Genomic DNA, 21,386 nt, shown 5'->3' on the forward strand with positions numbered 1-21,386 from the left:
GTGAACCTTATGAGAGATTCAGGCCGTTTTTTTATGTCTTGGTGGCGCGTACTTAATTCGTTACGCTGCGGTGTCATCGTCTTGTGTTCATTGGTGCTGACAGCATGTCTCAGCTCCCCGGAACGTCATGCTACCCCTGCGGATATCAACCTGGCGTTGAACCTCGCCGGCGAGGAATTACCAACCCCGGAAGCTGAGCAACCAGACACCACCGCCCCTTTGCCGGTGATCACAGAACAGCCGCAGCAATATCAAGAGCTCTGGCAATATATCGCCGCAAACCTCAGCTTTGATATTACACCCAATGCACGCCTGCAGAAACGGGTGCAATGGTACCTGTCACAGCCTAATTACTTATTGAGCGTGAACGAGCGCGCTGCCCCCTACCTCTATCACATAGTGAAAAAAGTAGAACAACGAAAGCTGCCTATGGAATTGGCATTGTTGCCTTTTGTTGAAAGTGATTTCCGGCCCACGGCACGCTCTTCTCAGGGTGCTGTCGGAGTGTGGCAGCTGGTTGATGCAACCGCCTACCATTTTGGCCTGCAAAGCAATGACTGGTATGACGGCCGTCAGGATGTGCTGGCCGCAACCGATGCGGCACTCGATTATTTACACTATCTGCGGCAGCGGTTTAATGGTAACTGGTTACATGCACTGGCAGCTTATAATTCCGGTGAAGGGCGAGTTAAAGCGGCGATAAGATACAACCAAAAGCACAAGCGTAGTAGCCATTTCTGGCATCTGAAACTACCCAGGGAGACCGCTGACTATGTGCCTAAGCTACTGGCTTTGAGCTACCTGTTACAGCATCCAGAGACAGGCCTGCGACGCCCCAGTTTGCCAAATGAAGCACAAACGACCGTGTTAGATGTTGGGCAAGCGTTTAATTTTGGCATTTTGGCTGCATTACTCGACATTGATAAGCAGCGATTACATCAGCTCAACCCGGGGTATTTACGTCATCAGAGTCCGGCTGACGGGCCATTTAAGGTGCTGCTACCTATGGATCAACAGCAGTTGTTCGCCACCGACTTTTACCGCCGTCAGTTCAGCACGCACTATCAGGTGAAGCTCAATGACACTCTTTACGGTATCGCAAGACGACATAACACCAGCGTTGCGCAGTTAAAACAGCTCAACAATAAAACCCGGGACCTTATTCGGGTTGGCGAAACATTGCTTATCCACCGCGCTCATGCCAAAGACGACCTCACAGTAGATTATGAGATCAGTCCCTATTTACAGCAACAACGGCCAGCTAAAGTCGCGACCTATGAAAAGCATCATGTGATTCAGGACGGTGATTCTCTTTGGGCCCTCAGCCGCCAATATCAGGTGCCGATGAAAGATTTGCTCGACTGGAATCAACTCACAACACAAAGTCTGCTATCTCCTGGCGATACACTGATCCTTCACTTGCCAGTAGAAGCCCCTGCAACCCCTCAGCCGAGCGTAGGTACAGGGAGCGGCAAAGATTACCTCGATGAACTAAAAACACTGGTCAAGCCGAAAAGCGATCCGTAGAATGCCTGACACTACAACACTACGAAAATGAAGAGATTACTATGCAGATCGCAAACAATACTGTGGTTGAGTTCCACTACACCCTGAGCGAAGCCGGTGAGCAGCTGGAAACCAGCACCAATCAGGACGCACTGGTATACCTGCACGGCGCCGAAGGCATGTTGCCAGGCCTGGAAGCTGGGTTAGAAGGCAAAGCGGCAGGCGATAAAGTGACCCTGACGCTGGAACCAAAGGATGCCTACGGTGAGTATCAGGAAGGCCTGACTCAGCGCATCCCTATTAAGCACCTGCAGGGTCTGGGCAACGCCAAAGTCTGGAAACCAGGTATGACAGCTATTGTAGAATCTAACCAAGGTCGCCACCAGGTACAGATCATTAAAGTAGGCCGTTTCAACGCAGATTGCGATCTTAACCACCCTTTTGCAGGTAAAACACTGACCTTTGACATCGAGATCTTGTCTGTGCGCGAAGCCACAGCGGAAGAAGTGGCACATGGCCACGTGCACGCTGAAGGCGGCTGCGGTCACAACCATTAAGGAAAACACATGCAAAAAGTTGCCATTGTAACCGGTGGCAGCGTCGGCATTGGTAAAGCCATTGTCGAACGTCTGCTAAATCAGGGCTATCAGGTGTTCAATTTGGACATTCAAGCTGCGTCACATGGAGAGTATCGCCACTGTGACGTCAGTGATGTAAGCGCAGTGCACGATACCATCGCAGACATCATCGCCACTACAGGACGTGTTGATGCACTGGTGTCTAACGCAGGTAAACACCTCAGCGCCACCATAGAAGACACCGATGAACACACCCTGGATCAGCTTTTTGCCCTCAATGTCAAAGGTGCCTATAGCGCCATTCAGGCTGTGCTGCCAACCATGAAAGCGCAAAATGATGGTAGTATTGTCCTGATCTCCTCTGATCAGGCTTTAGTAGGCAAGCCTAACTCGTTTGCTTATAACCTGACCAAGGCTGCACTGGCCTCAATGGCCAAGACCACAGCACTGGATTATGCGGGCTATAATATTCGCGCAAATGCGGTGTGCCCCGGCACCATAGAAACACCTCTGTTTCATCAGGCTATCGATCGATACTGTGAAAAAAGCGGTGCCGATAAGCAGGCCATTGTCGCTGAAGAAGCGGCACTCCAGCCTCTGGGCCGATTAGGTCAGGCGGATGAAGTAGCAGCATTGGTGGTATTTTTACTGAGTCCCGATGCCAGCTTTATTACCGGCAGTTTGCAAACCATAGACGGCGGATATACAGCACGATGAACAAAATTATTGACCCTCACCTTCACTTTTTCTCACTGCAGCAGGGTCAATATCACTGGCTGAAACATAACCCGCCTGGCTGGCCTAATCTCGACCGGATCAGGCAGGACCACCTGCCCGATGCGCTCTTCAGTCTGAGCGACTTTTCTCTTGAAGGGTGTGTCCACATTGAGGCGGGCTTTGACAACGAGCAACCCCGGCGCGAGCTGGACTGGCTGGCACAGCTACTACCAGCCTCGCGTTATAAAGCGGTTAGCTATGCACAGATCGACGCCCCAGCGGCACAGTTTCGTCGCCAGCTGGAAGCACTAAAACATCCCAGTCTGGTTGCCATACGCGACATCACTGAGGGCCAGGATGCAACACGCCTGCTCACTCCCCAGGTTGCCGATAATCTTGCCTGCCTGAGTGAAAATGGCTTGCACTTTGAGGCCCAGTTTGAGCTCAATCAGCATAATGTGGTGACGCAGCTGTGTAACATTGCACGCCAGGTGCCAAATTTACGTATTATGCTCAATCATAGCGGGCTGGTGGGTCAAGCAGACAGCTGGCTGGAAAATGCGGCCTTACTGGCAGCACTCCCGCATTGCGCTATCAAGTTTTCAGGGCATGAATTGCTGGCAACCCCTTTGCCTTTACAGGACCAACTCACCCGCTTACTGGACTTATTTGGCACTGAGCGAGTCATGTTTGCCTCTAACCATCCGGTGTGCCTGATCCGACATGATTACCTGGGTGTCTGGCATCAATATTTGGCCTTGTGCCAGCAAGACAATGCGCTCTGGCATCGACTCAGCTACGCCAATGCCAAAAATTGGTATGGGTTTAACGGATCTTAACGAGATCGTATTCGGCCAGACTCGGAACTATGCTTTGTAGCCGGGTCTCTGTTTTGTCCAAAGCGTTAAGGCATTCACAGTATTCATCTGCCTTTTCTTCCAGTTGATAGGCCTTCTTCTTAAGTGACTTGTCGATTTCACTGGATATAATTTCCATGCGCTGGCCCATGTCGCTGAAACGATCTTCAATATTGCCTTCTCTGGCTTTAAACGCGTCCCCGACAGACACCAGTATCGCCCCCAAAGAGCCATGTACAGCGGAATGGATCCGCTCGCTGATCTCCTTGGTAAAAAAGTCATCAATTTTAGAGAGTGACTGCGGCGCGATAAAATAGAAGTCTTCACCACGCTTAAACTTGTCCATCAGTGCGCGCTCAACATATTGCAGTTGGGTTTTCAGCACTTCCGGATCGTTATCAGACATGCCCTCGACGACCTGCTCTATGGCACTCAGGCCCAGGTTTACGCCATCAGTTGCCAGATTCACCAGCTCAGGGACAGTGTCGCGGATCCCAAGCGCATATTCATTCAGTAACAGTGTGTCCTGATCGCTAAGCTGGATCCATTTTCCTTTGATCAGCAGCTGATTATCATTGTTGATCTGCACCCGGGTCTGATTTTTATCGACGATGCGGATGACCGAATCTGTGATGATCAAGCCATGGCCCAGTTCAACATCACATTTACCCGCCGCCTGAGAAAGCGCCGGCATTAGCCATAAAGCGGATATAAATAAGAATTGTAAAATGCGTACACAGAACACGTGCTACCTCCACCTTAAGATAATGTGAGCGTAGCAAATTTAGTGGGGCCAACCCACCCGTTTGCGGCGGGACTGGCCAATTTTTGCGCCTAATGGCAACACATGTGCCTTAATGAGCGTCTGAGGCTACTCGCAAAATGCATAGCGAACCAGCCTGACATAAGCGGTGGAGTTCTTACTAAACACATTGCTCACTTTGCCATCGCCAAAAGAGAACAGCCAGGCATTGCTTGGCGTACCTTCCACTGTGGTACTGGACCAGTAGTTTTTCTCCAGGGTTGCGAGAAAGACTTCCTCGTTAATGGCGGGCTTGACGCAGCGATGCTCAACAATGCTGGCCAACTCCTTCACATTGGGCAGGTGCCAATCGCTGTAACCAGCAAATTCCTGGGCGTTGGCGGTTTGTAGTGCCTGTTGCCAGCTCAGCTCTTGTGCAACATTATCGCAGCTGCCACTATCATTATTATAAATCTGACCAAATGAACAGCGCTGCCACATCAGGTTAGTTTGCTTATCACAGACAGTACCATCATCTTTTATTTCAAACTGCGCCTTTGGCGTGGTGTCAGGTACCAAAGATGCTGACGCACAAATTTGTGAAGCAAACGCGCTGTAGCTAAAGCTGGCAGACGCGATTGCAGTTAAGATCAATGCTCTCATTAGTCTTCCTCCCCGTAGCGACGCACTAGTCTGACATAAGCGGTTTGCGACTTATTGCGTGTCACATCGTTGCCGGTTTTCATGTCGATAACCAAAGCCCGAACCAGGTTTGCATCTTTTCCGTCAGTCCCGTCCACACTCGTCTGCGTGGTCCAGTAGTACTGGTGCCCCAGCAATGCCTGATCCGGCACATGGGGGAAGTAAGTGGGGTCAAGCAAGTAGTCGCCACTGCTATTGTGATCGAGTAGATTCGCCAGCTCCATATAGGTCGGCAGACGCCAGTTATTCCCCCCACAGAAACTGGCTTCATTCACCGCGTCGATCAGGGCTTGTACACCACAATAATCATCCTGTGGGCAAGTCGAGTTAGGCGCGCCTGGTGTGACATTCGCTTTGCCTGCCAGGAACCAGGTGTAGTGATTTTGTGCGTTGCGTGTGCTGGTGTTAGGTAATACGCCCGCGGTCGCTTCTTTGACCTCCCAGATTAACCCCGTGACATTGTCCAATACACAAGCAAAGTTATCTTCACTATTTGGTAGTGGTTCAAACTCCTCACTAAACTTCGTAAAGTCAAAAGCCTGGTTTCCCTGACCACTTTTAGGAATAAACTGCACCACGGCATCCCGCCCAAGTTCAGCATCTTGTCCCGGAAAATCACTATTGCCACAGCTGATCTGCGCTGTGTTGTTGTAGCACAAAGTGGTGCCGGTATCATTTAGGTTGCCAAGCGGCTTAGGCAGGATCTCTATGTTTACTGTGTCCGTACCGGTGCGTTGCGCGCTGTCGGTCAAGGTGACTTTAAAGTCTATCGAGGTGGCCTGATTACCGCTTTTGAGCGGCGCCATAAAGGTGGTTTTACATGCCCGCTCATCTGCCAGCGTGACGGAACTGCCATTACTCACCTGCTCCCACATACAGGAAAACTGACCATCAACCGTGACACTGCTGCTGGCATCCAGAGTAACCGTGTCCAGCTCCTGAACTTGTTGATCGTTCCCGGCATTGGCCAGTACCAATTGATCGTTCGCCAACAAAGATAGCCGCTCCGTAGTTGTACCAGTTCCCCCTTCGTCGTCGGTCACGGTGAGCTGCCATACAACCGAGCTCGGTGAGGCCAGTAAGGGATGGACAAAACTCAGGGTAGCCTGATCTGTACGCTCGGTGGTAATGGTACTGGGTCCGTCCAGCATCTTCCACTGGTAAGCCACTATGCTACCATTTTCATCCCGGTCGCTAGAGTCCACACCTGACAGGGTGATGGTATCGGCGTATTTGGAGGTCCCGCTTTCTGGCGCGGTTTGCGTTATTTTAGCCTGCGGAAACAAATTGACTGACACGACATTGACTATCAAAGTATCACGGGCTGAGGTGCCATCGGGAGCCGTGTAACTGACTTCTAGCTCAACCGGGCTGTTTCCCTTTACATCCGGCGCGGTTACTGTCAGTTCCTCACCTTCTTGAGGAAAGCCCTCCATGTCGGGGCCTGAAATTACCTGCCAGCTAAACACACCACCAGAAGGTGACCCTAGGGCTTTGAGTGTAAATTCGATTTTTTCATTGACGGTGACATCTGAACCCGCGTTCACACTGACGCTGATATTCGGACTTTCATCACCACCGGAGCCGCCACCGCATGCGCTTAACATACTCGCCAACCCCAGAGCCAATACTGACTTCTTCAGCATGGTAACTCCCTAAAACGTGACTGTTCCATTGCACAGCATGCTATTACTGCCAACGGACGATTGTACCTAAACCATGGAATAGTGCACCGCAGGCAAGGTTATCCCCTGCTCTGCACGCAAGTGTGGTGTACATTGAAAAGCTTAGAGGTAACTATCCTGGTGGATCCGAACAAATAACTTAGTGCCTACTTTGCTGTAATCTACCTTATACTCACGCCCGTCAAGCGCCTGAATAAACAACAGTCTCTTTACTTCACCAAACACATCCACGCTGGCCACGTGAACTACCTCTAAGTAACGCTCTTTGGCTTCGCGACGGTTTCTTGGCAGTTCTTCTTTGAACGGCACTAATCCGGTCGGAGTCACCTTGATTTTTGGGTGATTTTCTCCATTCACGACAACTAAATCGAGCTTTTTCTCTTTGTGGATAATGGTGTTGCGACCACTTTTAATAAAAGCTTTATCAAAGCTCATGTATTTATCCTGTTACTTCATTGCTGAGGTAGCCAACTCACTATGCAAGTTTTTGACCACCTCTTCGGGTGATAACTTCCAACGATTCATGACAGTGGCAAATTGCCAGATATCCCTGTCGAGTACGTTAGCAGGCAACATCAAGTCGTAGCCTGTCAGCGTTTTAAAGTTCTGCATCCGATTTGCGAACATCGCCATTAATCCAGAATATGCTTGACCACTGGGGGAGGTATAATTCGCCTCTTCAATCAGCCATTCTGATGGGCAATTGCCATTACTGCAATGTATTTTAACAGCTTGTAAAAAAATATTCCGCTGTTCTATCAGCAATTTTCCAGCCAACCTGGGTGTCAGGTCGGATAAAAATACGTCGATATCTTTTAGTTTAATACCTACAACATTTAACTCAAGCGTTTCAACTCCTTGAGTGACACTTGGCACGCCACACGAGTGAAAATTATGATGCTCAAGCAAGAATTCACCAAACTTATGATAATAGACAAGCCGCTGTGGACTCATTTCAATACTATAATAAGGCTGCTGGCTTTTTAAAAAGCCAAGCATAATCGCAACTATCGCGGCACTTGCCAGTGCAATTTCAAGTAAACTGATTGGCGTTGCCCGTAAGGTGACAAAGACCATGATAATAACCAGTGCTATTGCACCAACCAGCATAAACTCAATGCTGTGGCGATTAGCCAGCGCGCGTAATTTAACTGGTTCAACCATAACTATAAAACCACAAATAAAAACCGTACATAATGATCCCCCAGAACACCATTTTACGTATTTTCAAACACCTTGGGCATGGTTTCGATTTTTTCATAATGCCTTAATTTTTGGGTACAAAATTCAACACGGTGTGAGCCATTTTGCTCGCTTTTCGTTTAACGCACAAATATACAGGACGTTCGACAATATGCTCTATTTGGAATTTTTGTACACTAAAGCCCCGCAGTCAACGAGAATCAATTATGCGCGCCAGTCAATCGGGTAAAGCCCTCTTTCCTTTTATAATTTTAGTGCTTATTGCACTTTGCGGCTATCTCTATTTGCCTGCCAGCAATGGTAAAAGCAAATCCTTTTCCGGCGCTCCGACTCAGGTTGCTGCGGTGACGGTCGATCAGCAAAGCCGAGACATTACCATTAACGCGATTGGCTCAGCTCGTGCCAATCATGCGCTGAACATCACCAGTGCACAAAGCGATTACATCAGTGCGCTGTACTTCGATGATGGGAACCGGGTAAAACAGGGTGATAAACTTGCCCAGCTGCAAGATTTAAAAGAACAATTAGCAGTGCAAGAGTTAGAGGTCAACCTTAAAGAAGAACTCCGTCAGCTGAAACGCCTAACCGAATTATCAAAAACTCAGTCCGCAGCACGTTCTCAGCTGGACAGTCAGCATGCGGTTGTTGATGCACTGGAAATTCAATTACAAACGGCCCGAACAAAGCTGGCAGAAATGGCTATCTATGCGCCCTTTGACGGCATACTGGGCAAGCGTCAGGTATCAGTCGGCAGCTTCGTCAATAATAACAGTGTGCTGACCACACTTGACGATATCAGCATCATCAAAGTTGACTTCCAGGTGCCAGAAAAGTACCTTGCTCAGCTTCAACTTAACATGCGCGCAGCTGTATCCAGTGATGCCTACCCAGAGAGCACATTCGAGGGCATCATTACGCATATCGACCCACGCATTGATGATGCAACCCGCAGTATTCGCGTGACGGCCAGCTTCGATAATCCAAAAGATTTACTCAGACCCGGTATGTTATTGCATGTTTCACTCTTTTTGGGCGAGTTAAACGCCCTGATGGTGCCGGAAAAAAGCCTGATCCCGAGACAGGATAAACACTTTGTCTTCACCATCAACGAGGGTAAGGCAAAACAACAACAGGTTAATGTCCTGTCTCGCTTCCAGGGCTGGGTTGCTGTTGATGGATTATCTGCTGGTCAGCAGATCATCACTGAAGGCACCACCAAGATTCGTAATGGCAGCACCGTTGTGGTTAAGGGGTAAAACGTGCGGATCACAGATACAGCCGTAAAACGGCCGGTTTTTGCCATCGTCATTAACTTATTACTGCTGACCTTTGGTTTGGTTGCTTTCACCATGCTGCCACTGCGCGAGTACCCAGACATCGAAACACCGATTGTCAGTGTCAGCACCGATTATACCGGTGCATCAGCAGAGGTAGTCGAAACCAAGATAACTCAGGTGCTGGAAAACCGTATCTCGGGTATTGAGGGGATCAAAAGCATCACCTCATCCAGCCGCAATGGTCGTTCAAACATCACCATTGAGTTCAACATAGACCGTAATATCGATGCTGCCGCCAATGATGTAAGGGAGCGTGTATCCCGGGCACTGGACCGTTTACCCGAGCAGGTTCGTCCTCCCGAGGTCTCCAAGTCTAACAGTGATGAAAGCCCTATCGCCTGGTTCGTGCTTAACAGCGAAACCATGGATACGCTGCAACTATCCGACTATGCCCAACGATTTATTGTCGACAGACTGGCTGTGGTGGATGGTGTTTCTAATGTCCGGATTGGCGGAGAGCGCAAATACGCCATGAAGATCTGGCTGGATCGTCGCGCAATGGCAGCCCGAGATATTACCGCCAGCGACATAGAGCGAGTGTTACGTAACGAGAATGTCGAACTGCCTGCCGGAGAAATCGAGTCTATCGACAGAGACTTTGCGGTGCGTATTGCCCGAAGCTACAAAACCCAGGAAGACTTTAATAACCTGGTGATCAAACGCGGTGCTCAGGGTTATCTGGTGCGGCTTGGCGAAGTGGCTGATGTTCGCCTGGAAGCAGCAGATGTTGAAAGTACTTTCCGCGGTAACGGTAAAAACATGATAGGCCTGGGGATTGTTAAGCAAGCCAAAGCCAATACACTGGATGTCGTCGACAATGCCCGCAAAGAACTAGAAAAAATCAAGCGTAACCTGCCTGAGGGCACCACCATTCAGGACAGTTACGATTCGTCCGTGTTTATTCGCGAGTCTATTATCGAGGTGTATCGCACACTCGCTATCGCCATGGGACTGGTGGTTTTAGTGATATTCCTGTTTTTAGGTAACATCCGTGCCACCTTGATACCCGCAATCACGGTACCCATCGCGCTAATTGCCACTTTTACCTTCTTATTTGCTATGGGTTACTCCATCAACCTCCTGACGTTACTGGCGCTGGTGCTCGCCATCGGCTTGGTAGTGGATGACGCCATTGTGATGCTGGAAAATATCCATCGTCGTATCGAACTGGGTGAACCCAGGTTGCTTGCGGCCTATCGCGGAGCACGAGAAGTGGGGTTTGCCATCATCGCCACCACCTTAGTGCTGGTTGCCGTTTTCGTCCCTCTGGTGTTTATGGAAGGACGCATCGGTGCCTTATTTACCGAGTTTGCTTTGGCAGTCAGTGCGGCCGTGATCTTCTCCAGCATTACGGCACTTACCCTGTCGCCCGCTTTGTGCTCTAAAGTACTCAAAGCCAGCAATAAAGAAAGTAAGTTTTCTCAGTGGATGGACAGCCAATTTGGTCGTCTGGAGTCTGCCTACCGTAATGTGATCAGCGACAACATCACTCGACGTTACAGCTTGCTGCTGACGCTCGCACTGGCTGGCTTTGCAAGCTACGCCTTGTTCCAGCAGATCCCGTCAGAACTGACCCCCAAAGAAGACCGGGGAACTTTTTTCATCATGATGAATGGCCCTGAAGGCGCCAGCTATGAAAATAACGCCGCCAATATGGCCGAGATTGAACAACGTCTGCTGCCGTATGTCGAAAAAGAAGAACTGAGCCGCGTTCTGGTGCGTGTACCTGGCTGGGGAGGCCGCGGTGGTGTGGCCATTGTCGGCATGCCAGACTGGGACGAACGTAAACGCTCAACCTGGGAAGTGATGGGTGAGATCAGTGGCCAGATGCGTGAAGTCACCGATGTGCGTGCCTTTGCCATTATGCGTCGAGGCATAGGTGGTGGGGGTCAGTCCCGCCCTATCGAGTTCGTCCTGCAGGGGAATGACTATGACGAACTGGTAGACTGGCGTGATCGTATTCTCAACCGTGCCCGCACCAATCAGGGGCTGGTGAGACTCGACCACGACTATAAAGAAACTTTCCCACAGTTTTTAATCAGCATAGACAAACTCAAGGCAGCCGATCTGGGCGTCTCGGTCAGTGATATTGGCCGTACACTTGAAACCATGCTGGGCCAGCGTCGTGTTACGACCTTCATTGACCGGGGTGAAGAGTACGACGTGATCCTCAAAGGCACCAAGGCCGATTTCAGTGCACCAAACGATATCGCCGACATTTATGTCACCTCGCGCAGCGATCAACTGGTGCCGCTGGACAGCCTGATCACCATTCGCGAAGAGGCCACGGCTTCACGGTTAAATCGCTACAATCGAATGCGAGCCATTACAATTACTGCAAACCTGGCGCCAGGTTATACACTGGAGCAGGCACTGGATTTCCTGAACCAGGTTGCAGCGGAAGAAAATGACATTGACGGGGCCGTCGACTACAAAGGCGAATCTCAGCTGTTTTATGAAGGCGCGTCGGCCATGACCTACGTCTTTATTTTGGCTCTGACCGTGACCTTCTTGGTACTGGCCGCACAATTTGAAAGCTTTGTTCACCCACTGGTGATCATGCTGACGGTGCCTCTGGGCCTGGTCGGTGCCATGTTTGGCCTGTACGCCACCGACAGCTCGCTGAACATCTATAGCCAAATCGGGATCGTGATGCTGATTGGACTCAGTGCTAAAAATGGTATTCTGATCGTTGAGTTTGCCAACCAGCTCAGAGACAAAGGTGTGGCCTTTGAGCAGGCGATTATCGATGCGGCGGTGCAACGACTCAGACCCATTATCATGACCTCACTGACCACAGTGATGAGTGCCATTCCGCTGGTGCTGGCTTCAGGCCCGGGCTCTGAAAGCCGTATGGTGATCGGGGTGGTGGTATTTGCCGGGGTGAGCGTTGCGACCATCTTAACGCTGTTTGTGATCCCCTGTGCGTACAGCATGCTGGCACGCCGCACTCAGTCACCACAGGCAACCAGCGACAAGCTGTTAGAGCAGCATGACGCCCACCCGCAAACACAACAGGAACGGGAGATTTAATGATGAGCCAGCAAATTGCCACCTTTGGTGGCGGCTGTTTTTGGTGTATTGATGCCGCCTTTCGCAGAGTCCGGGGGGTCACGCAAGTGGCGTCTGGTTATGCCGGCGGTCATACCGACAACCCGACTTATGAGCAGATCTGTACCGGTCAAAGCGGCCATGCTGAAGTCGTTCAGCTCACCTTTGATCCCCAGCAGGTAGACTTTTCTGTGCTGCTGGAAATGTTCTTTGCGTTGCATGATCCCACCCAGCTAAATCGCCAGGGCAATGACATAGGTACTCAATACCGCAGCGTAGTGTTTTATCACTCTCAAGAGCAGCAAGCGTTAACTCAGCAGTATATTGATGGGTTAGCGCCCACACTGAGCGCACCCATAGTGACCGAAGTATCGCCCCAAACGCACTTCTATCCTGCTGAACAGTATCATCAGGATTACTATACCAACAACCCTAACCAGGGGTACTGTAGCGTGATGATAGCGCCCAAATTAGCCGCATTCGCTGAGAAGTTTGCCACATACCTGGACGAATGAAACCCGCCCTTTAGATCAAAAAAGGAGGCTAATGCCTCCTTTTGACTGACCTTTAGAAAGTCACGCGAGCACCCACGTAAACCTGGCGGCCCGGCGGCTGATAAGGCAGCAAGGTTCCCTCTGGCGTTTTACTGGCTACTGAGTTGAAATAGTCTTTATCGGTTAGATTTTCCACCCTCATTGTCAGGGCAACCGGTTCCAGCAACTGATAATTCGCACTCAGATTAAAAACAGTATAAGACGGTAGATCCGTATCAAAGAAGCTAATAGACGGGCGTTTATCACGATATTGCATGGCCAGTCTCACGTCTAGCTTGTCCCACTGCTTAGACACCACATAGTTGAACGCTTTGCTTGGGCGACGTGGCAATTCTACGCGCTTTTCTTTGTCTTTGGCATCCAGCAATGTCAGGTTTGCAGCATGCTCCAGGCCTAAAGCCGAGAACTGAGCACTCAGCTCAACCCCTTTCATTTGCGCACGCCCTACATTGGCTGGAATATACTTACTGGTCTGGGGATCAAACTCATTGCTGATCAGGTTATCGATGCGATTGTCGAAAATAGCAACATCATACCGTACATTAGCCGTATCTACCGTTACGCCGAGCTCATTGTAGGTCCCTTCTTCGGGTTTGATTTCGGTATTGGGCAAATACCAGGGACTGTCTTTGACAAACGCATTGGTCAGGCTTGGCGCACGAAATGCCGTACCATGATTAACCCGAAAGGTGACGATGTCGGACGCTCTGAAGCCAAGGTCAGCAGTATACGTGTTTGCGCGACCATGGTGCTCATAATCATCACTGCGTACTACGGCGTTCAGCAACCAGCGATTTTGATCGTAAAACGCAGCCGCAAACACAGCCGTGTTATCACGCTCAGCAATCGAGAACTGAGCGCTCGATGAAGACAAGTCTTCATTCAGACGGCTCACGCCCCCCATCAGCTGCAGAGATGGTGTCATTTTATACCGGGCGCGATACTCAATTTCATCGCGCTTAGTGCTGTAAATGTCATTTGGCGGGGGCGGTGTACCGTCATCAGGCAATACAGACAGGAACTGTGTATTTTCCTCCTGTGCCAAACTAACCGAGGCTTCCTGACTCAATACATCAGATTGCTTTTGCCAAACAAGTTTCGTGGTGTAATTGTCAAACTCGTAGGCATCGTTGCCATATGAGGAGTCATAATCTGCTTCCCCTTTACTGCGCTGAGCATGCAAAGCAAGCTGGCCATACTGTGCCAGATCATAGCTCAGCTTTAACCCCATATTGGTATTTTCATACCCATCTCGGTCATGCTCTTTGGTACGCGGCAGTGCCGGATCTTTGGCCGTCACGTCGTAACCATCTGTGGTTTCATAGCCAAAATGATAATTGACCGTCAGTTTATCTGCCTCAAACTGGCCAGCCAATTGAGCGCCACCATAGTTGCGGCTGCCAGAGGTCAATGCCAGTTGATGTCCCTTCTGCTCCCGGGTAATAATGTTAATCACCCCAGCAACCGCATCTGAACCATGAATAGCGGCACGCGCGCCCTTGAGGACTTCGACACGTTCAATGCTGTTGACCGGAATATTGGTAAAAGACACGTCACCCGAATTTGCATCACTAATACGTACGCCATCAACCAGCACCAAAGTGTACTTAGTAGCAGCGCCGCGCACAAACACGCTCGCTTTCTGACCGTAACCGCCACTGCGTACAACATCGATACCCGCGAGGTTGTTTAACAGCGTCGGCAGATCTCGCACATTGGCTCGTTCAATTTCAGCACGCTCAACCACTGCCACCGACGTCAGCGTATCTACGCTGGCTTGCTCGAACTTGTTCGCCGTAATCGTAATATGTTCAATGTCTTGTGCGCAAAGCGCAGAAAAAGGTAGCACAGCCAGCAGGGCTGTGGTTAAAGCAGATTTTTTAAACATGAGTTCCCCTGATCCACGCCCACCGCGTGAACTACAACTATTGAGTGTGTTTCAGGGCCGGTTTCCGGACTTACCCGTAACAACCGAAAGGGTTGCTTTGGGCTCACCGTTGCGGGGGCAGTGCTGGACTAAAACCTGCTCCATAGGCAGTCACCAGCTTCCCGATTATTCAGATCTTAGAGAGACTCCAGGCTCCTGATCTGACACCCTGAAAAGTTGGCGCTATTGTCGGAGATTTGAGAACAAAAATCAATGGACGTCTAGCATGCCAAAGTGCAGATGACGTTTAGCATGCCAGATATAAGAAGGTAAGCGCAGAGATTAGTCTCGGAAGTTTTTAAACTGGAAAGGCTGACCAAGATCAGCACCGCGGATCAGCTGCATGGTTTCCTGTAGATCATCACGCTTCTTGCCGGTCACACGAACAGTTTCACCCTGTATAGAAGCCTGTACCTTAATCTTAGAATCTTTGATGGCCTTAACCACTTTCTTCGCCATCTCTTTGTCGATCCCCTGTTTCAGCATCACTTTACGTGACACATATTTACCCGACTTTTCAACGTCTTTCAGCTCAAAGCTGGCCACGTCCAGGCCACGCTTTGCGGCTTTGCCTACCAGCATGTCGAATAATTGCATCACTTGCTGCTCAGATTCACTTTTTAACGTGATCACTTCGTCTTTCAGGTCAAACGACGCTTCTACACCACGAAAGTCAAAACGCGTGCTCAGTTCACGATCCGCGTTATCAACCGTGTTTCTCGCTTCAGTCATATCAATTTCAGACACAATGTCAAAAGAAGGCATATCTAGCTCCTGGATAATGTTTTTCCGGATTATAGCAACCCAAAGGCTGCGACGCGACCACACTCTCATCGCTCGTTTTCAAATTTGGAACTGACAGCCCCAGCTTCATCCTATTTTCAGATTTCGATGATATACTGGCGTTTTAACCCCTGATGATTTGGAAGTATTTGTGGCACGCCGACTCTACCAATGCCTGTTATTACTCTCTCTGGCTGTATGCACGTTTCTGTTCGCTAAAGAAATTCAGGCCACTCAAATTGTGAGATTCGCTCATGCAGATAAGGTGGCACACTTTGGCGTGTTTTTTGTCCTGGCGTTTTTCTCTCATCATGCGTTTCGTTTTCGGATCTGGTTTCACCTGATGCTTCTTACATTTTACGGAGCAGGGATCGAGTGGATGCAAGATTCCTTGCCCTACCGGCAAGCTTCGTGGGGGGATTTTATCGCTGATGTTGCAGGTGCCATAAGTTACTTCTTTGCTTACTGGGTTTACTGCCGCAAAACCGGAAAGCCCTATGCCTGAAGTATTCATTGTCGGCAAAGGGGCAGTCGGTTTACTACTGGCCGAGCGACTGGCAAAAACCCATTCCGTTACCCTGATCACAAGGTCGCCAACACAGACCGTTTTTGCTCAACATGCCGAATGCACTCGTCCTCTCGCAGTCAACTGCTTGAGCTGGCAGGAGCTGGCAAAGCGGAATGTTCGCATTGCTTTGTGTATCGTGCCCGTCAAATCGTATCAACTCAGCGCGGCGTTTGCGACGCTCAAACCGCACCTGAGCCCGGATGCCAACGTCATTTTCAGTCATAACGGGATACAGGCACTTGAGCCAGTTACCGCTGAATTATCAGCGCAGCAGGGGCTGTTTTTTCTGTCCACCAGTATGGGGGGCTGGAAACCTAACGCTAACACCGTCGCGTTCACCGGCCCGGGTTTAAGTGTCTTTGGTCCCTGTAATCCGGTGGCTCAACAGCGAGTTTCGTCGCTGTTTGATACCTTGATAAAGCCTCACTTTACCCCCGCACAGTTGTCCGACAATATTCAGCTACTACGCTGGCAAAAGCTGTGCGTTAACCTGGCCATTAACCCACTCAGTGCCCTCGCCGGACAGAGAAATGGTCGCCTGCGCGCGCCCTGTTATGCGTCGGACGTTTTGGGAGTACTCAGTGAAGCGTGTGCCGTTGCCAACCATATTGGTGTGCCTCTGAAATTACATGAAGAGCTGCAACGGGCATATCAGGTTATGACGCTCACCGCTGACAACTTTTCGTCGATGGCACAGGATGTGAAACATCAAAGACGTACTGAGATAGACGCGATGTGTGGCTATATTGTTGAGCTGGCAAAGCAATATGGACTATCGGTGCCACACAATATGACGTTATTAAACAGAGTGCGAGCGTTGCATCCGGCTGAAAATAAAACAGAGTCAGGCTGAGCATCAAGGCTTTGCTCAGCCAGGGTAGAAGTGAGAGTTGGGCTATGGGCGATACACTCTGACGTTTGCAAAGCCGTTTTCGTGCAGGATCAAGGCCTGTAACTGGCTCATCACGCCCTTATTACAGTACAGGTAGTAGTCTTTGTCCTGAGGCAGGTCACCAAACTTAGTGGCCAGGCGGAAAAACGGCAAATGGATCACTTCAATCCCATCGAGCTCAAGCGGCTCGGCATCTTCTTCTTCCGGTGAGCGGATATCCACCACCACGGCACCTGCCGGTAACTCGCTGACATTCTCAGCTTCTTTAACTTCTTCTTTCGCTTCGGCTTCAATCTCACGAATGTCTTTCACAACGGCATTTTCTACCACAGTGTCCAGCACATCAAAATCAAACTTGCTTTCTTCGGCCTCGATTTTTTCCAGCTTGGCTTTTACTGTTGGCTTTTTCGAGATTACACCACAGTACTCCGGCATCGACTCAGCCATTTCACAAGTCCCAATCTGGCGCGCAATACGAATGATCTCTTCTTTATCATATTGGATAAGCGGACGTAAAATCAGTGTCTCGGTGACGCGGTCAATCACATTCAGGTTTGCCAGTGTCTGACTGGACACCTGACCAATACACTCACCGGTTACCAAAGCCTGAATACCAAAACGCTCCGCCACAGCCGACCCCGCTCGCATCATCATGCGCTTGAGCACCACGCCCATCTGACTACTTTCAATGTTTTCCAGGATCTCGGCAACCACGGGCTCGAAGTCCACGGTAATAAAGCGTACTTTATGGGTTGAGCTGTATTGCTTCCACAGATAGTGGCTGACCTGTTTCACCCCAATCTCGTGCGCCGCGCCCCCTAAGTTAAAAAACAGGAAGTGGGTTCTCGCACCTTTGCGGATCATCTGGTAGCTGGCCACACCCGAATCAAAGCCACCTGACATCAGGGATAAGACATCTTCCTGCGTTGGCAATGGGAAACCACCCATGCCCAGATGTTTAGTCGTTACGATATAAGCACGGTCGCCTTTTACCTCAATTTTAACCGTCACATCCGGTTTGCGTAGCTGCACGCGTGCACCCGGCACATGCTGGTTCAGACCGCCGCCAACATATCTTTCAACATCACTGGAGGTAAAGTCATGATCGCCCTGACGCTTAACTCGCACACAAAAGGTCTTGTTTTCGATCTGCGGGCCAACCAGAGGTAAGGCTTTTTGATAAATGTCGTCCAGGGTTTCAAAAGTGGTTTCCTGTACTTCCAGAAACTGAACAATGCCGGGGATACGACCAAGGCCACTGATGAAGGCTTTGCGGATTGCAGGGTCTTCACTCTGCGTCACCACCGTAATATTGTCCCAGTTGTTCTTTACCGTCACTTTTTCATCAAAGCGGCATAGCACCAGTTTGATGTTTCGCTCGAGTACCATAGTAAAACGTTTGCGAACCGATTTACTTTTGATCACGATTTCGGGGTGCAGTTTGACGATAAATTTAAACATAGAAGTCACTCTTGGTTTGGACATGAATGCGCAATTGGCGCGCCGACAACGGGCGCGCGATTATAGCAGACTTATTAAAGACTAGGAAATATACAGAGGATAACCAGCTTTTTCTGGTACGGGCTCAGGCAATACTGGGGAGCGCGGCATCTGCCATTGCCTGGTAGTGCTGTTGTAGATGTTCTATTTTGTCCCGGCTGAGCGCAGTGGCATAAGGTTTAAACAACATTAATACCTTCACAATGCCGTTATAGATATCCTGTTGTTCTAACACGCCAGTCATTCTGCGCGCTTTCACATAGGGCGTCCAAAAGCTCACTACCATTTTTAGCATATGTGCTAACTCATTGGCATCTTCGTTACTGATGGCAATCACATCCACCTCGCGCAAACCCAGAACGACCGCTTTCACTTGCTCGAATAGCCGTGCCTGAAAGGCGATATAGTCTTTTTTCAGCACATCATCACGCGCCAGGATATCGTTCAGGTTGTCGTAGAAAAAATGGTAACGCCACATCAGTTCAAACAGCGAATCCAGATACTGAGTCAGCTGCTCAACCGGCTCGTCATGGGCTGCCAACGGCTTAAAATGGGTACTCAGGTGTTCACTGTACAAGGCAAAAATATTGCGAATAATGTCTTCTTTGTTTTTAAAATGGTAATACAGATTACCAGGACTGATCCCCATGTTAGAAGCGATGTGATTAGTAGTGATTGTTCGCTCGCCATGTAAGTTAAATAAGGCGATACTGGTACGTATAATTTTTTCCTTGGTGTTCATATTCGGTTCTCTGATAACACGTAATTAATGAGGCAATAATGACCGTTCGGTTATAACGCACAGTGAAAATAGCACTAAATGGGAATAACATTAAATTTTCATTTTGAAATCAGACCAGTGATATTGTGCCGCAAGCTTGATAATATAAACCAAATTTGAATTGTTATGACCTAAACATGCAAGTTACCGCTTTATATCCGGGCACCTTTGATCCACTCACTAATGGACATGCCGATTTAATCAAACGCGCGGCCAAAATGTTCGATACTGTCATTTTAGCCATCGCACACAACCCCAACAAAAAACCCTGCTTTACTTTGGAAGAACGTGTCGCTTTGGCCAAAGAGGTCCTGGCGGCACATAACAATGTTCAAGTCATTGGCTTCACCGGGTTGCTGGTCGATTTGGCTAAACAACAACAGGCCAATGTGCTGATCCGTGGGATCCGGGCTGTTTCCGATTTTGATTATGAGTTCCAGCTGGCCAACATGAATCGCCGCCTGTTCCCTGAGCTGGAAAGCGTGTTTTTGACTCCATCCGAGAAAAACTCGTTTATCTCCTCCACTTTAGTTAAAGAAGTGGCCTTGCATCATGGTAATGTCAGTGAATTTGTCAGCCCACTGGTGGCCAAAGCCCTTGAGGAAAAATTACACGGATGAAACTCAACTATTTAGTCATCAGTGGCCTTGCACTGGCTTCAGCACAGGCCGTATCTTCCCCCTGGATTGATGCACAGCAGAGTCACCTCAAGCACTCCATCGACCTGCTGGTCAGTGCAGGTGTGATTCAACGACCGGTCAATCAGTACCCACTGATGTGGAATGGTCTGGTGGATGATCTCTCGGGCGTAGACAGCGAACAATTACCGGCGGACGCACAGTTTGCCCTGCAACATCTCAATCATGCATTGCGTCTGGCAAAACAAAGCAAAAGCTCTGGCTTTTTAACCCATTACAGCGATGAGCAGTCAATGCCAGCGGGATTTGGACGACAAACTCGTTCACGCAGCGGCGTGAGCAGTTATGGGCAAATCAAGGGAAATAATGTCAGTGCGCGGGTACAGGTGAACTATGCGGACAATGCGCAGGATGGTAAGCAGTTTAACCATCATGGCAGTCACCTGGCTGTCTTACTGGGGGACTGGGCATTCAGTGCCGAACGGCTAGATTACTGGTGGGGTCCGGGCAATGAAAATGCGCTGCAGCTGTCTAACAATGCCGCGCCCATGAAAGCGCTGCGCATTAGCAGAGCAAACACCAATTACAGTGGGCCAAGCTTTTTATCCTTTGTCGGTCCCTGGCAGATCACAGCCATTGCAGCCAAACAACACCCCCGTTTAGCGGTGGATGAAGAAAAAGATTTCTGGGGGGTTCGCGTGTCAGCTTACCCATTACCCGGGCTTGAAATTGCGTATTCAACCACCGCCAGTGATTTTGTCTATCAGACGACCCCAGATGATGAGTCTGAAAATCAGCAGCGCCTGAGCAGTGTAGATTTTAAATACTCGTCGCGCATAGCAGGGTTGCCTGTGGCCGCATATGGCGAGATGAGCGGAGACAACGACAGAGGTGTCTTACCTGAACATCGCTTGTTTACCTTAGGCGCAGAAGCATTCTGGGGCACACAGGAATACCGTATTAAGTCTTACCTTGAGTACAGCGATACTGAGACCGATTGCCAACCGCAGCAAGCCAGCTTCCAGTGTCATTTTGCGACTGCAGGTAAAGGGAGTGATTATTTTGAACGAGACCGCTGGTTGGGTGCTCATATGGGTCCACAGGCCAAATCAGTCAGTCTGGGCGCTGATTATTACGGTGTGGGTGGCTATGGCGGTTATGCCAAACTGAAGCGGCTTGAGTTTAGTGCACTTGATGTAGACAGAGATTTATTACAGGTGGGTTATCAGCAGGGGCTGTTTAATGGTTTATTGAAAGTCGACTTAGCGTACTGGCGCGATAAAGGAACAACTGACTCAAATAACGAAACATCTGCCTCAGTTAGCTGGGAATACCGCTTCTAAAATCCGCTAAAGCGCCCGAACG

At 49.6% G+C, this 21,386-nt stretch carries 20 protein-coding genes and 1 riboswitch; of the genes, 11 read left to right on the plus strand and 9 right to left on the minus strand.

The window, feature by feature from the left end:
• Positions 1-33 precede the first annotated feature (33 nt).
• From CWB99_RS02050 to CWB99_RS02065, 4 genes are read left to right on the plus strand one after another with little or no spacing between them, the layout of a single operon-like run.
• The gene (locus tag CWB99_RS02050) at positions 34-1,527 is read left to right on the plus strand and encodes a transglycosylase SLT domain-containing protein (RefSeq protein ID WP_249331618.1); all 1,494 of its coding nucleotides are present in this window, start codon (positions 34-36) and stop codon (positions 1,525-1,527) included.
• A 41-nt stretch (positions 1,528-1,568) separates the two neighbouring features.
• Positions 1,569-2,063: an FKBP-type peptidyl-prolyl cis-trans isomerase gene (locus tag CWB99_RS02055; protein WP_138549867.1), complete on the plus strand. Its 495-nt coding sequence runs from the start codon at positions 1,569-1,571 to the stop codon at positions 2,061-2,063.
• Between the two features lie 9 nt (positions 2,064-2,072).
• Complete coding sequence (locus CWB99_RS02060) at positions 2,073-2,801, plus strand: SDR family NAD(P)-dependent oxidoreductase (RefSeq protein ID WP_138549868.1); 729 nt, start codon at positions 2,073-2,075, stop codon at positions 2,799-2,801.
• Positions 2,798-3,640, plus strand: coding sequence for an amidohydrolase family protein (locus CWB99_RS02065; protein WP_138549869.1), 843 nt, complete (start codon positions 2,798-2,800; stop codon positions 3,638-3,640). The genes CWB99_RS02060 and CWB99_RS02065 overlap by 4 nt, the downstream gene beginning before the upstream one ends.
• Here CWB99_RS02065 and CWB99_RS02070 read toward each other — a convergent pair.
• The 5 genes from CWB99_RS02070 to CWB99_RS02090 form a co-directional block, all read right to left on the minus strand.
• The gene (locus CWB99_RS02070) at positions 3,627-4,352 is read right to left on the minus strand and encodes a YggN family protein (RefSeq protein ID WP_138549912.1); all 726 of its coding nucleotides are present in this window, start codon (positions 4,350-4,352) and stop codon (positions 3,627-3,629) included. The genes CWB99_RS02065 and CWB99_RS02070 overlap by 14 nt on opposite strands.
• A gap of 177 nt (positions 4,353-4,529) precedes the next feature.
• Positions 4,530-5,063, minus strand: coding sequence for a DUF1566 domain-containing protein (locus CWB99_RS02075; protein WP_138549870.1), 534 nt, complete (start codon positions 5,061-5,063; stop codon positions 4,530-4,532).
• Positions 5,063-6,748, minus strand: a complete 1,686-nt coding sequence (locus CWB99_RS02080; RefSeq protein WP_138549871.1) for a DUF1566 domain-containing protein — start codon at positions 6,746-6,748, stop codon at positions 5,063-5,065. The genes CWB99_RS02075 and CWB99_RS02080 overlap by 1 nt, the downstream gene beginning before the upstream one ends.
• A 141-nt stretch (positions 6,749-6,889) precedes the next feature.
• Positions 6,890-7,222 (minus strand): hypothetical protein, encoded by a 333-nt coding sequence (locus tag CWB99_RS02085; RefSeq protein WP_138549872.1) that lies wholly within the window; start codon positions 7,220-7,222, stop codon positions 6,890-6,892.
• A 12-nt stretch (positions 7,223-7,234) separates the two neighbouring features.
• Entirely contained in the window at positions 7,235-7,951 is a 717-nt protein-coding gene (locus CWB99_RS02090) for a DUF2982 domain-containing protein (protein WP_138549873.1), read from the minus strand.
• A 245-nt stretch (positions 7,952-8,196) separates the two neighbouring features.
• Between CWB99_RS02090 and CWB99_RS02095 the strand changes: the two genes are divergently transcribed.
• From CWB99_RS02095 to msrA, 3 genes are read left to right on the plus strand one after another with little or no spacing between them, the layout of a single operon-like run.
• Positions 8,197-9,246 (plus strand): efflux RND transporter periplasmic adaptor subunit, encoded by a 1,050-nt coding sequence (locus CWB99_RS02095; RefSeq protein ID WP_138549874.1) that lies wholly within the window; start codon positions 8,197-8,199, stop codon positions 9,244-9,246.
• A gap of 3 nt (positions 9,247-9,249) precedes the next feature.
• Positions 9,250-12,360: an efflux RND transporter permease subunit gene (locus CWB99_RS02100; RefSeq protein ID WP_138549875.1), complete on the plus strand. Its 3,111-nt coding sequence runs from the start codon at positions 9,250-9,252 to the stop codon at positions 12,358-12,360.
• Positions 12,360-12,893 (plus strand): peptide-methionine (S)-S-oxide reductase MsrA, encoded by a 534-nt coding sequence (gene msrA, locus CWB99_RS02105; RefSeq protein ID WP_138549876.1) that lies wholly within the window; start codon positions 12,360-12,362, stop codon positions 12,891-12,893. The genes CWB99_RS02100 and msrA overlap by 1 nt, the downstream gene beginning before the upstream one ends.
• Positions 12,894-12,945: 52 nt before the next feature.
• Here msrA and CWB99_RS02110 read toward each other — a convergent pair whose 3' ends face one another.
• Both CWB99_RS02110 and CWB99_RS02115 read right to left on the minus strand, forming a co-directional pair.
• Positions 12,946-14,820, minus strand: coding sequence for a TonB-dependent receptor domain-containing protein (locus tag CWB99_RS02110; RefSeq protein WP_138549877.1), 1,875 nt, complete (start codon positions 14,818-14,820; stop codon positions 12,946-12,948).
• Between the two features lie 49 nt (positions 14,821-14,869).
• Positions 14,870-15,034, minus strand: a riboswitch (cobalamin riboswitch).
• A 107-nt stretch (positions 15,035-15,141) separates the two neighbouring features.
• Positions 15,142-15,624 carry a YajQ family cyclic di-GMP-binding protein gene (locus CWB99_RS02115; protein ID WP_138544594.1) on the minus strand — a complete coding sequence of 161 codons (483 nt, stop codon included), beginning with the start codon at positions 15,622-15,624 and terminating at the stop codon, positions 15,142-15,144.
• Between the two features lie 169 nt (positions 15,625-15,793).
• Between CWB99_RS02115 and CWB99_RS02120 the strand changes: the two genes are divergently transcribed.
• Complete coding sequence (locus tag CWB99_RS02120; protein ID WP_138549878.1) at positions 15,794-16,147, plus strand: VanZ family protein; 354 nt, start codon at positions 15,794-15,796, stop codon at positions 16,145-16,147.
• Complete coding sequence (locus CWB99_RS02125) at positions 16,140-17,063, plus strand: ketopantoate reductase family protein (protein WP_138549879.1); 924 nt, start codon at positions 16,140-16,142, stop codon at positions 17,061-17,063. Before CWB99_RS02120 ends, CWB99_RS02125 begins: the two co-directional genes overlap by 8 nt.
• 42 nt (positions 17,064-17,105) lie before the next feature.
• Here the strand turns inward: CWB99_RS02125 and thiI are convergent, their stop codons facing one another.
• Both thiI and CWB99_RS02135 read right to left on the minus strand, forming a co-directional pair.
• Positions 17,106-18,563: a tRNA uracil 4-sulfurtransferase ThiI gene (gene thiI, locus CWB99_RS02130; protein WP_138549880.1), complete on the minus strand. Its 1,458-nt coding sequence runs from the start codon at positions 18,561-18,563 to the stop codon at positions 17,106-17,108.
• A gap of 124 nt (positions 18,564-18,687) precedes the next feature.
• Complete coding sequence (locus tag CWB99_RS02135; protein ID WP_138549881.1) at positions 18,688-19,344, minus strand: TetR/AcrR family transcriptional regulator; 657 nt, start codon at positions 19,342-19,344, stop codon at positions 18,688-18,690.
• Between the two features lie 176 nt (positions 19,345-19,520).
• Here CWB99_RS02135 and coaD point away from each other — a divergent pair, with 176 nt between their 5' ends.
• Positions 19,521-20,003, plus strand: coding sequence for a pantetheine-phosphate adenylyltransferase (gene coaD / locus CWB99_RS02140; protein WP_138549882.1), 483 nt, complete (start codon positions 19,521-19,523; stop codon positions 20,001-20,003).
• Positions 20,000-21,364: a capsule assembly Wzi family protein gene (locus tag CWB99_RS02145; RefSeq protein ID WP_138549883.1), complete on the plus strand. Its 1,365-nt coding sequence runs from the start codon at positions 20,000-20,002 to the stop codon at positions 21,362-21,364. Before coaD ends, CWB99_RS02145 begins: the two co-directional genes overlap by 4 nt.
• Positions 21,365-21,386 lie beyond the last annotated feature (22 nt).

This window comes from Pseudoalteromonas rubra, from assembly GCF_005887095.1.
GTDB lineage: Bacteria > Pseudomonadota > Gammaproteobacteria > Enterobacterales > Alteromonadaceae > Pseudoalteromonas > Pseudoalteromonas rubra_E.

Excerpts from the sequence above, each read along its gene's own strand:
- CWB99_RS02075 (WP_138549870.1), bottom strand. The coding sequence starts at position 5,063 with ATGAGAGCATTGATCTTAACTGCAATCGCGTCTGCCAGCTTTAGCTAC.
- CWB99_RS02060 (WP_138549868.1), top strand. The coding sequence starts at position 2,073 with ATGCAAAAAGTTGCCATTGTAACCGGTGGCAGCGTCGGCATTGGTAAA.
- CWB99_RS02055 (WP_138549867.1), top strand. The coding sequence starts at position 1,569 with ATGCAGATCGCAAACAATACTGTGGTTGAGTTCCACTACACCCTGAGC.
- msrA (WP_138549876.1), top strand. The coding sequence starts at position 12,360 with ATGATGAGCCAGCAAATTGCCACCTTTGGTGGCGGCTGTTTTTGGTGT.
- CWB99_RS02090 (WP_138549873.1), bottom strand. The coding sequence starts at position 7,951 with ATGGTTGAACCAGTTAAATTACGCGCGCTGGCTAATCGCCACAGCATT.
- CWB99_RS02115 (WP_138544594.1), bottom strand. The coding sequence starts at position 15,624 with ATGCCTTCTTTTGACATTGTGTCTGAAATTGATATGACTGAAGCGAGA.
- CWB99_RS02080 (WP_138549871.1), bottom strand. The coding sequence starts at position 6,748 with ATGCTGAAGAAGTCAGTATTGGCTCTGGGGTTGGCGAGTATGTTAAGC.
- CWB99_RS02135 (WP_138549881.1), bottom strand. The coding sequence starts at position 19,344 with ATGAACACCAAGGAAAAAATTATACGTACCAGTATCGCCTTATTTAAC.
- thiI (WP_138549880.1), bottom strand. The coding sequence starts at position 18,563 with ATGTTTAAATTTATCGTCAAACTGCACCCCGAAATCGTGATCAAAAGT.
- CWB99_RS02070 (WP_138549912.1), bottom strand. The coding sequence starts at position 4,352 with ATGCCGGCGCTTTCTCAGGCGGCGGGTAAATGTGATGTTGAACTGGGC.
- CWB99_RS02145 (WP_138549883.1), top strand. The coding sequence starts at position 20,000 with ATGAAACTCAACTATTTAGTCATCAGTGGCCTTGCACTGGCTTCAGCA.
- CWB99_RS02110 (WP_138549877.1), bottom strand. The coding sequence starts at position 14,820 with ATGTTTAAAAAATCTGCTTTAACCACAGCCCTGCTGGCTGTGCTACCT.
- CWB99_RS02085 (WP_138549872.1), bottom strand. The coding sequence starts at position 7,222 with ATGAGCTTTGATAAAGCTTTTATTAAAAGTGGTCGCAACACCATTATC.
- CWB99_RS02125 (WP_138549879.1), top strand. The coding sequence starts at position 16,140 with ATGCCTGAAGTATTCATTGTCGGCAAAGGGGCAGTCGGTTTACTACTG.
- CWB99_RS02050 (WP_249331618.1), top strand. The coding sequence starts at position 34 with ATGTCTTGGTGGCGCGTACTTAATTCGTTACGCTGCGGTGTCATCGTC.
- CWB99_RS02095 (WP_138549874.1), top strand. The coding sequence starts at position 8,197 with ATGCGCGCCAGTCAATCGGGTAAAGCCCTCTTTCCTTTTATAATTTTA.
- CWB99_RS02065 (WP_138549869.1), top strand. The coding sequence starts at position 2,798 with ATGAACAAAATTATTGACCCTCACCTTCACTTTTTCTCACTGCAGCAG.
- coaD (WP_138549882.1), top strand. The coding sequence starts at position 19,521 with ATGCAAGTTACCGCTTTATATCCGGGCACCTTTGATCCACTCACTAAT.